The following is an 11,793-nucleotide window of genomic DNA, read 5'->3' as shown; positions in this document are numbered from 1 at the left end:
ATAAATTTGTCGCGGTCGCGCGACGGCTGCGAGTCGGATCCGTACGCCGAACGAGCCGGCCGCCGTAAGGCGACAGTACGTCGGCGGCGCCCGCTCGGATCTCGGCGCGCGACCGCGTCACGACGCCGACGCCGTCGCGCGGTAAGCCGCCACACGCGAGGAGTAATTTCGGCTATCCCGACGGGAGAGACGATCCGCGAAATCGCCTGAGCCGACGTATTTGCCGCGGATCGCGCTAACACGCGCATAACAATTTGCGCCGATCGAGTACCTCCACAGGCAATGCCAACCGACGAATCACTCCGCTCCGACGACCCGCTCCGTTCGCGGCGCAGACCGCTGATGAAAGTGCTCGGTGCCGGCGCGGCGCTGTCGATGGCCGGCGGCACCGCGGTGGCCCAACAGGACGACGAACCGGTCGACGAACCCGACGACGACAGCGGGGTCGAGGGGGACTCCGACGGCGAGGAAACCGACGGCACGAACGCGGCTCACACCGTCGAAACGCTGATCCGCGGCCCCCCCACGAACCCCGAGCGGCCGGCCGACTTCTTCTTTCAGCCGACCGGCCTCCACGTCCAGCCCGGCGACGTGGTGAAGTTCGTGTTTCGGACGCCCGATCACAACGTCGTTTCGTACCACCCCGCCTTCGGAATGCAGCGACGCGTTCCGACGGGCGTCACGGCGTTCTCCTCGCCGCTGCTCGGCTGGCGCCCCGAGTCGATCCCGGGCGATCAGATCGAGCCGCCGGCCGAGATGGGACCGCCGGAGGAGAGCGCCACCGGGGCCGACGGGGACGGGGCCGACGAGACCGACGAGGAGACGAACGAAGCCCCCGGCGGTGGCGACGAGAGCGCCGGGGGACCGGTGCCCGACACGTGGCTGTACGCCTTCGAGACCCCGGGCGTCTACGACCTCCTCTGTTCGCCGCACGAGGGGTTCGGGATGGCGATGCGCGTCGTCGTCGGCGACGTCACCGAGGCGCCCTTCGAGACGTCGGACCCGGAGGCCCTCCCCGAACCGCGGGCGGGACCGGTCGAACTGGCTCGGACGACGCTGACCGATCCGGCCCTCGACCCCGACGCCATCGTCAGCGAGGGGACCGTCGAGTGGGACGCCCTCGAAGCGAACGGAGGCGGCGGTGACGGCGAGAACGGGGCGGAGGAAGAAGACGAGGAGAACGGGGAAGACGCCGAAGCCGAGAACGGCGAGAGCGACGGGGAGGCGACCGGTGAGAACGGAGCGGCAGACGAAAACGGAGACCTATAGGCGTCGACGGGACAGCGGGAGACCCCGCCTACCGGAACGACACACCGGGGTCGTGCAAGCCGTCGGCGTGGCGGGCGACGTTGAGCAGGAGCGGCGTCAGCGACTCGACCTCGGCGGCGTTCGCGAGACCGCCGGCGTCGAGCGCGCGGAGGCCGTCGACGTCTTCGACGATCCCGGAGACGACCTCTTTCGCCCGCTCGTCGTCGCCGACGAGCAGCGTGTCGATACCGAGGTCGGCGCCGAGGGCGGCGAGGCGTCCGGCCGCGAGCCCGTGGAACGCGCCGACGACCGGGACGTCGTCCGGGGCGGCGTCGGCGGCGAGGGCGGTCACGCTCCCCGCGCTCGGCGGGTGGGCGTGCGCGCCCGACTCGTCCCGGCGCATCCCCGCGGCCGGGGAGACGACGACGTCGTCTGAATCGAGGGTCCCGGAGACGGCCTCGACGGCGTCGGCGACGTGATACGGCGGGACTGCGAGCACGACGACGTCGGCGCGGTCGGTCGCCATCGCGTTCTCGAAGCCGGTGATCTTCCGCTCGCGACCGTGGTCGTGCAGGGTCGACTCGTACGCGTCGGCCGCCTCGTGCGCGCGGTCGGGGTCGCGGGATCCGACCACGACGTCGTGGTCCGTGTGGAACCCGAATCGGAGCGCGAGCCCCCGTCCGAGGTCGCCGGTACCGCCGAGCAGGGCGATTCGCATACCCCGGGCTCGGACGGGGACGCGGTAAAGCGTTGCGCGACGTCACGCCGCGGCTCGACCCCGGTTCGCCCCCTATCCGGCTTCAGACGCCGCCGGAGCGTACACGAGGAGGAATCCGAGAAGCGGGGCGACGACGAGCGTCCCGAAGAGGACGGCGGTCCGGATCGACGTCTCCGGCGGGAGTACCTGCCACAGTCCGAGCCCGAGCACGTCGACCGCGAACACGACCGCGACGAACCGGAGGAAGTCCGATCGGACGTCGCTCATCTCGATCGATACCTCACGCGAAGAGCAGCGCCGGGAGGTCGTTCACGGAGTCGACGACGGCCCGCGCGCCGGCGGACTCGAACGCTTCGCGCCCGGATTCGCCCGTCAGTCCGCCGGTGAGGACGCCGATTCCGTCGTAGGCCCGCGAGGGGTCCGCGGCCGCGGCGTTGACCGCCGTCTTCACGTCGTCGAGGGTGTCGCCCGCGAAGGCGACGCGCTCGGCGTCGAAGCGTTCGGCGAGCGTCGTCAGCGCGCGGGGGTGCGGCTTGCCCTGCTCCCAGTCGTCCATCGTGAACCGGTGGTCGTCGGGCACCGAGAGGCCGACGCGATCGAGCGCGATGTCGGCCTCCGCCGCCGGGCGACCGGTGAGGATCCCGACCGACGCGTTCGCTTCGAGCGCGTCGAGCGTCTCCCGATCGACCAGCACGGGTTCGTCGTGGATGTACCCCGCCGCCTCGAACGGCGGGTCGCCGCCTTCGAGGTCGCGGTAGAGCTCCGCGCCGAGGTACAGCGCCTGAAAGGCCGCTCGAAGTCCGTCTCGGTCCCACGCGTCGCGGACGGCCGACAGGTCGTCGGCGTCGAGGTGCGCGGCCGCGACCGACTCGGCGGCGTCGAGACCGCCGCCGTCGGATTCGATACGTTCGGCGAACGCCGACAGCGCGATCGGCTCGCGGTCGTCAGCGAGGACGTACAGCGCCGCGGCGTACGTCACGTCCCAGTCGTTGTTGAAGCCGCCCGCGTCCTTGAACCGCTGGACGTCGTCGCGGTCTATCGTCCGGTCGTACAGTCGCTCGACGGACTCCACGATCGCGCGCCGGTAGGAGTCGGCGACGTCGAGGAGGACGCCATCGATGTCGAGGACGACCGCGTCTGCGTGCATACTCGTAGGCGGCCCGGCGGCGGCCTTAGCGTTGTCCTTTCGGGAGCGACGCTCGACGGCGAGCACGGACGGGACAGGCGGGCGCCGGCGGAGTTAGGAGCTATTTTACCGTGGGATCGTTAGAGGGTAGATATGGAATACGACCCGCAGGAACTCGAAGCGCGCTGGCGGGAGCGGTGGGCCGAAGGGGGTCGCTACGAGGCCGACCCCGTCGACGGAGCGGACGCCGAGACGGCGGACGCGAGCGACGCTGTCGACGCGGCGGCCGACGACGCCACCTTCATCACCGTCCCGTATCCCTACCCCAGCGGCGGGATGCACATCGGTCACGCCCGGACCTACACCGTCCCCGACGTCTACGCGCGGTACCGGCGACAGCGCGGCGACAACGTTCTCTTTCCGATCGCCTGGCACGTCACCGGCACGCCGATCATCGGTGCGGTCGAGCGCCTGAAGAAGGGCGAAGAAGACCAGCTCTCGGTCCTCCGCGACACCTACAACGTCGCCGAGGGCACCCTCGAGGACCTCGAGACCCCGATGGGCTACGCCCGCCACTTCATCGAGCAGCACTACAAGAAGGGGATGAAAGACCTCGGGCTCTCGATCGACTGGCGGCGGGAGTTCACCACCAACGACGAGCGGTACTCGAAGTTCATCACTTGGCAGTACGAGACGCTCCGCGATCGCGGCCTGCTGGAGAAGGGGCTCCACCCCGTCAAGTACTGCACCAACGAGAAACAGCCGGTCACGACGCACGATCTGCTGGAGGGCGAAGAGGCGGAGTTCCAAGAGTACACGCTGGTCCGCTTCGGCCACGGCGACACGGTCGTCCCGATGGCGACGCTGCGCCCCGAGACGGTCCGCGGCGTGACGAACGCCTACATCGACCCCGACGCCGACTACGTGATCGCCGACGTCGACGGCGAGGAGTGGTTCGTCTCCGCGGCGGCCGTCGAGAAGCTCCAGCTACAGGGCCACGAGGTCACGCCGAAGCGCACGGTCGCCGGCGAGCACCTCGTCGGCGAGCGCGTCGCGAACCCGATCACCGGCGAGGAGGTCCTCGTGCTCCCCGCCGACTTCGTCGACGCCGAGAACGCCACCGGCGTCGTGATGTCGGTGCCGGCCCACTCGCCGGACGACTACGTCGCGCTGCGGGAGGCGAAGGCCGACGACGAGCGAATGGCCGAGTACGGGATCGATCCCGCAGACGTCGACGCCATCGAGCCGATCCCGATCCTCGCGATCGAGGGCTACGGCGAGATCCCCGCGGAGACCGCCGTCGAGGAGGCAGGGATCGAGTCCAGCGCCGATCCGGCGCTCGAGGAGGCGACCAAGGAGCTGTACAACAGCGAGTTCCACCGGGGGACGCTCAACGACGAGTACGGCGAGTTCGCCGGCGAGATCGTCGAGGACGTTCGAGGTCGGTTCCGCGACGCCTACCGCGAGGAGGGGGCGTTCGGAACGATGCGGGAGTTCTCAGAGGAGGTCGTCTGCCGCTGCGGCGGCGACGTCGTCGTCGCCGAGCAGGACACGTGGTTCCTGCGCTACAACGACGAGGCCTGGAAGCGGAAGGCCCACGACGTCGTCGCGAAGATGGAGGCGATCCCCGAGAACACCCGCGGCGAGTACGATCACACCATCGACTGGCTGAACGAGTGGCCGTGCATCCGGAACTACGGGCTCGGGACCCGGCTGCCGTGGGACGACGAGTTCGTCATCGAGCCGCTGTCGGACTCGACGATCTACATGGCGTACTACACGATCGCCCACCGACTGCAGGAGATCCCCACCGAGGACCTCGACCGCGACTTCTTCGACGCGCTCTTTTACGGCCCCGACGCCGTCGACGACACCGACGAGCGGGCGCTGGAACTGCGCGCGGAGTGGCGCTACTGGTACCCGGTGACCTACCGGTTCTCCGCGAACGACCTCATCTCGAATCACCTGACGTTCTATCTGTTCCACCACGCGGAGCTGTTCGAGGAGGCGCAGTGGCCCGAGGGGATCGTCATCATGGGGATGGGTCTGCTCGAGGGCGAGAAGATGTCCTCCTCGAAGGGCCACGTCGTCCTCCCCGGGAAGGCGATCGAGGAGTACGGCGCCGACACCGTGCGCTTTTTCCTCCTCAACTCCGCGGAGCCGTGGCAGGACTACGACTGGCGGGCCGAGCAGGTCGCCTCGGTCCGGGACCAACTGGAGCGGTTCTGGAACCGGGCGCGGGACGTCATCGAGAACCCCGGCCCCGAGGAACGGCCGGAGCCGGCGACCGAGGACCGCTGGCTGCTGTCGCGCCTGCAGCGCACCGTCTCGACGGTCACCGAGGCGATGGAGGGCTCGGAGACCAGAACCGCGAGTCAGGCCGCATTCTACGACTTCGAGGAGGACCTCCGGTGGTACCGCCGGCGGACCGACCTGTCGCGTCCCGCGGCGAGGTGGACCCTCCGGGAGGCGCTCGAGACCCGCCTGCGTCTGCTCGCGCCGTTCGTGCCGTTCCTGACGAACGAGCTCCACGAGCGGCTGACGGGCACGCCAGCCGAGGACGCGCCGTGGCCCGCGGTCGACGACGAACTACTCGACCGGGACATCGAGGCCGCCGAAACCCAGGTCGAGCGGCTCGTCGACGACATCCAAGGCATTCGGCAGTCGCTGCAGAACGCCGAGGAGGACGTCCCCGAGGCCGACCCCGACCGCATTCGCGTCACGGTGGCCGCCGACTGGAAGCAGGAGGTGTTCGCGACGGTCGCGGAGCTGGGTGCAGACCAGGGGGCGGTGATGGGCGAAGTGATGCAGAATCCCGACCTCCGCGAGCGCGGGAACGCCGTCAACGACCTCGTCTCCGAACTCGTCGAGTTCGCTCGCGGCCGCGGTGACGACGAGCTCGACGCGCTCGCGGGCATCGACGAACGGGACGCCTACGAGCGCGCCGCCGACTTCCTCGGGGCGGAGTTCGACGCCGAGATCGCCGTCGAAAAGGAGGGCGAGGACGTCGAGGCGAGAAAGCAGGCGGTGCCGTTCCGCCCGGCGATCGAACTCGAAGCCGAGTAAGAGCCAACGCGGGACAGGAGCCAAAGCGAGGTAAGGAACCCGTACCCGCGAGGCGAGCGCGCGGGGCGACTCGCGAAGGTTTATCTGCGTTCGCTGTCTCGAAGCCAACGATGGCAGAGGCAGAACAGGAGAGTCTCGACGACCTCCCGCCGAGCGCGAAGTTGGTTTTCAAGGTACTCGAATACAACGGGCCGCTGACGCAGAAGGGCATCGTCCAGGAGTCGATGCTGTCGGCTCGGACGGTCCGGTACGCGCTCGAGCGACTCGAGGGGATCGACATCGTCGACGAGGACGTGTACTTCGCCGACGCGCGGCAGAACCTCTATCAACTCACGGACGCCGCGCCGGATTCTCACCCCGCCGAGGGCGACGCCGACGAGGCCGAAGCCTGCTGCGCGGAGTGAAAGCGGCTCTGCCGAGTCGCACTCGCGCCCCCGAGTAACGACTGCCGCGCGAGGGCGCGAGGGCGGCATCGACGCCCCGACATCGACACTGCAACATCGACGCCCCGACACCGCCGCCGGGTGCTCCCGGTGCAGCCGCCGTTTCCACGAGAAGTTATCCCCCTCGCCCTCCGAGTACGACTATGTCGCTCTCGCTCGATTCCACGCAACTGGACCGCTACTCGAGACACATCATTATGGACGACATCGGCCCGGAGGGGCAGAAGCGACTGCTCGACTCGCGCGTCCTCGTCGTCGGCGCGGGCGGGCTCGGCTCGCCGGTGATTCAGTACCTCGCGGCGGCCGGCGTCGGGGTGCTCGGCGTCGTCGACGACGACGTCGTCGAGCGGAGCAACCTCCAGCGACAGGTCATCCACGGCGACGGCGACGTGGGCCGGCCCAAGGTCGAAAGCGCGGCCGCGTTCGTAGAGAACCTCAACCCCGACGTCGCCGTCGAGACGTACGAGACGCGTCTGACGAAGGCGAACGTCGACGAGATCGTCCCGGGATACGACGTCGTCGTCGACGCCTCCGACAACTTCCCGACGCGCTATCTGCTGAACGATTTCTGCCGGCTCGAGGGAATCCCGATCGCCCACGGCGCGATCTACAAGTTCGAGGGGCAACTGACGACGCTCGTCCCCGGCGGGCCGTGTTACCGCTGTCTCTTCCCGGAGGCCCCCGAGCCGGGGACCGTCCCGGACTGCGCGACGACGGGCGTGCTCGGCGTGCTCCCGGGGACCGTCGGGTGCGTGCAGGCGACCGAGGCGGTGAAGCTCGTACTCGACGCCGGAGAGCCCCTGACCGGTCGGCTGCTGTTCTACGACGCGATGGAGATGAGCTTCGAGACCGTCCCGTACCAGCGGAACCCCGACTGTCCGGTCTGCGGCGACGAGCCGATCGACTCGATCGAGAACGTGGAGTACACGGCCGTGTGCGCGGTCGGCGGCGACTGACGCCGGCGCGCCGCGGCGTCAACGGCGCGCCGACGGACCAACGCCTCGGCTTTCCGAAGGCGTTCGGCCGCTGTTCGGACCGTACGGGCGATATTGGCTGACAGTCGGCACAGCAGCCCCCGCGCCGGCGTGCCGAACAACCGCTCGACGGCGCGGGGCGTCTCTCAGGTCACGGGAGTGCTGCCCCCGTCATCATATATAAACTCACGCCGGGGGCGGCTGCGTAACCGGAGACGCTCCGCCCGTCCCCCAGACCGCAGCGTTTTATCCGCCCGACGACCCACGTGAGCGTATGACCTCGCAGGGGATCGTCGAGCAGTTTCTCTCTCTGAAGTCCGAGACCGACGCGGACATCCTGACGATGCAGTGCGGTGACTTCTACGAGTTCTTCGCCGACGACGCCGAGCGCGTCGCCGACGAACTCGGTCTGACGGTCTCACAGAAGTCCGCACACGGCTCGTCGTACCCGATGGCCGGCGTCCCCGTCGACGACCTCACGCCGTATCTGAAAGCGCTCGTCGAGCGCGGCTACCGCGTCGCCGTCGCCGATCAGTTCGAAGACGAGAGCGGCGACCACTACCGGGAGGTGACGCGGATCGTCACGCCGGGGACGCTCGTGGAGACCGACGACGCCGACGCGCGCTACATCGCCGCGGTCGTGAAAGGCGGCGGTGCGGGCGACGGAGTTGGCCTCGCGTTCGCCGACGCGACGACCGGCCAGTTCCTCGTCACCGTCGCCGACGACGCCGACGACGCGCTCGCGGAGCTGTATCGGTTCGGTCCCGTGGAGATCCTGCCGGGACCGGACGCCCGCTCGGACGACGCGTTCACCCGGCGACTCCGCGAGGAGACCGACGCCGCGGTGTCGCTGTTCGAGGCCGACGCGTTCGCGCCGGGGCGAGCGACGCACGCGCTCAAAGAACAGTTCGGCGGAGAGACGCTGGACAGCGTCGGCCTCGGGGACGAGAGCGCGATCCGGGCCGCCGGCGCGGTGCTCCGCTACGTCGAGGAGACCGGCGCGGGCGTCCTGCCGTCGATGACGCGGCTGCGCGCCTTCGAGACCACCGAGCACCTCGAACTCGACGCGACGACGCAGCGCAACCTCGAACTCACGGAGACGATGCAGGGCGAACGCGGCGGCACGCTACTCGAGACGATCGATCACACGGTGACGAGCCCGGGCGGACGGCTCCTCCGCGAGTGGGTGACACGCCCGCGTCGGGACCGGGGGGAGCTGACCCGGCGGCTCGACTGCGTGGAAGCGCTCGCCGCCGCCGCGCTCGCCCGCGAACGCGTCAGAGAGACGCTCGACGGCGGCTACGACCTCGAACGGCTGGCCGCGCGCGCGACGTCCGGACGCGCAGACGCCGCGGACCTGCTCGCGGTTCGGCGCACGCTCGCGATCCTCCCGGACGTCGCCGACGCCATCGAGGGATCGCCGCTCGCGGACTCTCCGCTCGCAGGCGTCGTCGGACGGCCAGATCGGGAGACCGCCCGACGCGTTCGCGAGGAACTCGACGCGGCGCTCGCCGACGATCCGCCGAAGACCGTCAGGCAGGGCGGGCTGTTCCGCCGCGGCTACGACGACGAGCTCGACGGGCTCCTGACGCGCCACGAGGAGGCACAGGAGTGGATCGACACCCTGGCCGACCGCGAGAAACGAGCGCACGGGCTGAGCCACGTCACGGTCGACCGGAACAAGACCGACGGCCACTACATTCAGGTGGGGAAGTCGGTCGCCGACCAAGTGCCCGAGCACTACCGCGAGATCAAGACGCTGAAGAACTCGAAGCGGTTCGTCACCGACGAACTGGAGGAGCGCGAGCGGGAGATCCTCCGCATCGAGGAGGCTCGCGGCGATCTGGAGTACGAGCTCTTCTGTGATCTCCGCGAGCGGGTGGCGGCGCACGCGGAGCTCCTGCAGGACGTCGGCCGCGCGCTCGCGGAGGTCGACGCGCTCGCGTCGCTCGCGGCGCACGCCGCCGGCAACGACTGGACGCGCCCCGAGCTGACCGAAGCGGGCCCCCTGCAGATCGAGGCGGGGCGCCACCCCGTCGTCGAGCAGACGACGGAGTTCGTCCCGAACGACCTCCGGATGGGCGGGGGGGCTACCGCAGGCGACCCGAACCGCGCCGGCGGGCGCGCGGCCGACGCGCGGGAGTTCCTGATCGTCACCGGGCCGAACATGAGCGGGAAGTCGACGTATATGCGGCAGGTCGCGCTCATCACGCTGCTGGCGCAGATCGGGAGTTTCGTCCCCGCCCGCTCGGCCACGGTCGGCGTCGTCGACGGCATCTACACGCGGGTCGGCGCGCTCGACGAACTCGCACAGGGGCGCTCGACGTTCATGGTCGAGATGCAGGAGCTGTCAAACATCCTCCACTCCGCCACCGAGGACTCGCTCGTCGTCCTCGACGAGGTGGGTCGCGGCACCGCGACGTACGACGGCATCTCCATCGCGTGGGCCGCCACGGAGTACCTCCACAACGAGGTGCGCGCGAAGACGCTCTTTGCGACACACTATCACGAGCTCACGTCGCTGGCGGAGCACCTCGATCGAGTCGAAAACGTCCACGTTTCCGTCGACGACGCCGGCGACGACGTGACGTTCCTCCGGACGATCGAGGAGGGACCGACCGACCGCTCCTACGGCGTCCACGTCGCCGAGCTGGCCGGCGTCCCCGACCCGGTCGTCTCCCGCGCGGACGACGTGTTGGCCCGGCTGCGGGCCGACGAGGCGATCGAAGCGCGCGGGGGAGGGAGCGGCGGAGCCACGCAGGCCGTCTTCGATCTCTCCTCCGGGCAGTTCGTCGATTCGGCGAGTGGGGCGACGGATACGAGCGCAGAGGCGGAAGCGACTGATGGGGGGGCGTCGGTGGGCGGGGTCGACCCGGGGTCGACGGGGTCGGCGACCGATCCGGAAGCCGAAGCAGTCGCGACGGAACTGGACGCGCTGGATCTGAACGAGACGTCGCCGATCGAACTAATGAAGCGGGTGCAGGAGTGGCAGGAACGATTAGACGGCGAATGAACAGCCTCGAGGACAGCGGCCGGAGCCGTCAGAGCCCCGAGATCGGCTTGAGCCGCGCCTCCGAACGGTAGCTCTCGTATACGTCTTCGGCCCACGCTCTGACGTCTTCGTCAGGCGTCTCGAGCAGCGCGCGCGGGAATCCCTCGCCGTCCTCGACACCGATCTGTACCAGTCCGTCGCCCGCGAGCCCGAGATAGAACGGAAGCGGTCCGGGAGCGACCAGCACGTCGGATCGGCCGGTCTCGACCATCTCTGCGATGAGCGGCGCGAACTGCTCGGACTCGAAGACCGGTTCGAGCTCGTTCGCAATGATCGTCTCGACCCGGAAGTCCCGACCGACGACCTCCTCGCTGATCGTCTCCGTCGCGTCCGGATCGACGGAGGGAAGCAGGATACGGAGGTCGTCGGCCCTTTCGAGTATCTCCGCCTGCTTCTTCGCCGGTGCGTACGGGTTCGCGGTGTCGGACGTCGTCACCTCGACGTCGTCGGCGCTGACGAAGTCCGGTACGTCCTCGTCGGCGGGGAACCACCGCAGAAACGACGACAACTCCTCCGTCCGTCGAATGGTCTCGAGCAGCGATGAGAACTCCTCGGCGACGACAGCCCCGGTGTGCGTCAGTCGGTATCCGTCATCGCCGTCGTCGACCCAGCCCGCCTCACACAGCGATCGGACCGCGCGTGCGATCGTCGTCCGCGACCCGTCTAGATGCTGTCGAAGCTCGCGCTGTGTCGCCGGCCCGAACGACGCGAGATACTGCATCACCCGTACCCGCGAGGTGGCCCGTGCCAGAAAGCGTACACGCTCGATTTCCCCTGTGTCCCCGTCGTCGAGCATAGAATCCGGTAGACCAGCACGATTAATCAGTGTACCGAAGGTAATATTTCATATATTTTTTAAGGAAAGAGTCATTTAGGACCCTATAGCAGCCATACGATCGATTTAAGAATATATCACATAACATCTTCAACTGTGCACGGCGCGCACACCGTTCACGGCGCGGGTTTTCTCACGAGGTAGCATTATACACCCGTCTCTGCACCACCCGAGTATGTGGGTCCAGCGTTGTGGAGGGGACAACGGGGGGTATCTCGACGAATACGGTGAAACGACAGATGAGAGACGAACCCCGTCCAGCGCGGGGGGCGAGACGACACCGCCGTCGAGGCGTGGTCGGGGGACCGACACGCCCGACAGCTGGAGGATC

The 11,793-nt window shown here is 68.8% G+C and carries 9 protein-coding genes; 5 read left to right on the top strand and 4 right to left on the bottom strand.

Annotated features, from left to right (window positions below):
• Positions 1-282: 282 nt before the first annotated feature.
• Positions 283-1,269 (top strand): plastocyanin/azurin family copper-binding protein, encoded by a 987-nt coding sequence (locus ACT3HL_RS00970; RefSeq protein ID WP_445084933.1) that lies wholly within the window; start codon positions 283-285, stop codon positions 1,267-1,269.
• A 28-nt stretch (positions 1,270-1,297) separates the two neighbouring features.
• On the opposite strand, the gene npdG is transcribed toward ACT3HL_RS00970, so the two are convergent.
• The 3 genes from npdG to ACT3HL_RS00955 all read right to left on the bottom strand — a co-directional run bounded on the left by npdG (position 1,298) and on the right by ACT3HL_RS00955 (position 3,113).
• Positions 1,298-1,966 (bottom strand): NADPH-dependent F420 reductase, encoded by a 669-nt coding sequence (gene npdG / locus ACT3HL_RS00965; protein WP_445084932.1) that lies wholly within the window; start codon positions 1,964-1,966, stop codon positions 1,298-1,300.
• Positions 1,967-2,038: 72 nt separating this feature from the next.
• Positions 2,039-2,233, bottom strand: coding sequence for a DUF7534 family protein (locus ACT3HL_RS00960; RefSeq protein WP_445084931.1), 195 nt, complete (start codon positions 2,231-2,233; stop codon positions 2,039-2,041).
• A gap of 13 nt (positions 2,234-2,246) precedes the next feature.
• Positions 2,247-3,113 (bottom strand): TIGR01548 family HAD-type hydrolase, encoded by an 867-nt coding sequence (locus ACT3HL_RS00955; protein WP_445084930.1) that lies wholly within the window; start codon positions 3,111-3,113, stop codon positions 2,247-2,249.
• Positions 3,114-3,245: 132 nt separating this feature from the next.
• Between ACT3HL_RS00955 and leuS the strand changes: the two genes are divergently transcribed.
• From leuS to mutS, 4 genes are all read left to right on the top strand, one after another.
• The gene (gene leuS, locus ACT3HL_RS00950) at positions 3,246-6,158 is read left to right on the top strand and encodes a leucine--tRNA ligase (RefSeq protein ID WP_445084929.1); all 2,913 of its coding nucleotides are present in this window, start codon (positions 3,246-3,248) and stop codon (positions 6,156-6,158) included.
• Positions 6,159-6,268: 110 nt separating this feature from the next.
• Complete coding sequence (locus ACT3HL_RS00945; protein WP_445084928.1) at positions 6,269-6,562, top strand: ArsR family transcriptional regulator; 294 nt, start codon at positions 6,269-6,271, stop codon at positions 6,560-6,562.
• 182 nt (positions 6,563-6,744) lie between these two features.
• Positions 6,745-7,557 (top strand): SAMP-activating enzyme E1, encoded by an 813-nt coding sequence (gene ubaA / locus ACT3HL_RS00940; RefSeq protein WP_445084927.1) that lies wholly within the window; start codon positions 6,745-6,747, stop codon positions 7,555-7,557.
• A gap of 292 nt (positions 7,558-7,849) precedes the next feature.
• Positions 7,850-10,588: a DNA mismatch repair protein MutS gene (gene mutS, locus ACT3HL_RS00935; RefSeq protein ID WP_445084926.1), complete on the top strand. Its 2,739-nt coding sequence runs from the start codon at positions 7,850-7,852 to the stop codon at positions 10,586-10,588.
• Positions 10,589-10,616: 28 nt separating this feature from the next.
• Here the strand turns inward: mutS and ACT3HL_RS00930 are convergent, their stop codons facing one another.
• Complete coding sequence (locus ACT3HL_RS00930) at positions 10,617-11,423, bottom strand: transcriptional regulator FilR1 domain-containing protein (protein ID WP_445084925.1); 807 nt, start codon at positions 11,421-11,423, stop codon at positions 10,617-10,619.
• Between the last annotated feature and the right edge of the window lie 370 nt (positions 11,424-11,793).

The organism is Halobellus sp. GM3, from assembly GCF_052545375.1.
This window is presented reverse-complemented; position numbering and strand designations above follow the sequence as displayed.

Bases quoted from the DNA above. Each gene is read 5' to 3' on its own strand.
- ACT3HL_RS00970 (WP_445084933.1), top strand. From the start codon at position 283: ATGCCAACCGACGAATCACTCCGCTCCGACGACCCGCTCCGTTCGCGG.
- ACT3HL_RS00955 (WP_445084930.1), bottom strand. From the start codon at position 3,113: ATGCACGCAGACGCGGTCGTCCTCGACATCGATGGCGTCCTCCTCGAC.
- ACT3HL_RS00960 (WP_445084931.1), bottom strand. From the start codon at position 2,233: ATGAGCGACGTCCGATCGGACTTCCTCCGGTTCGTCGCGGTCGTGTTC.
- ACT3HL_RS00945 (WP_445084928.1), top strand. From the start codon at position 6,269: ATGGCAGAGGCAGAACAGGAGAGTCTCGACGACCTCCCGCCGAGCGCG.
- mutS (WP_445084926.1), top strand. From the start codon at position 7,850: ATGACCTCGCAGGGGATCGTCGAGCAGTTTCTCTCTCTGAAGTCCGAG.
- ACT3HL_RS00930 (WP_445084925.1), bottom strand. From the start codon at position 11,423: ATGCTCGACGACGGGGACACAGGGGAAATCGAGCGTGTACGCTTTCTG.
- npdG (WP_445084932.1), bottom strand. From the start codon at position 1,966: ATGCGAATCGCCCTGCTCGGCGGTACCGGCGACCTCGGACGGGGGCTC.
- leuS (WP_445084929.1), top strand. From the start codon at position 3,246: ATGGAATACGACCCGCAGGAACTCGAAGCGCGCTGGCGGGAGCGGTGG.
- ubaA (WP_445084927.1), top strand. From the start codon at position 6,745: ATGTCGCTCTCGCTCGATTCCACGCAACTGGACCGCTACTCGAGACAC.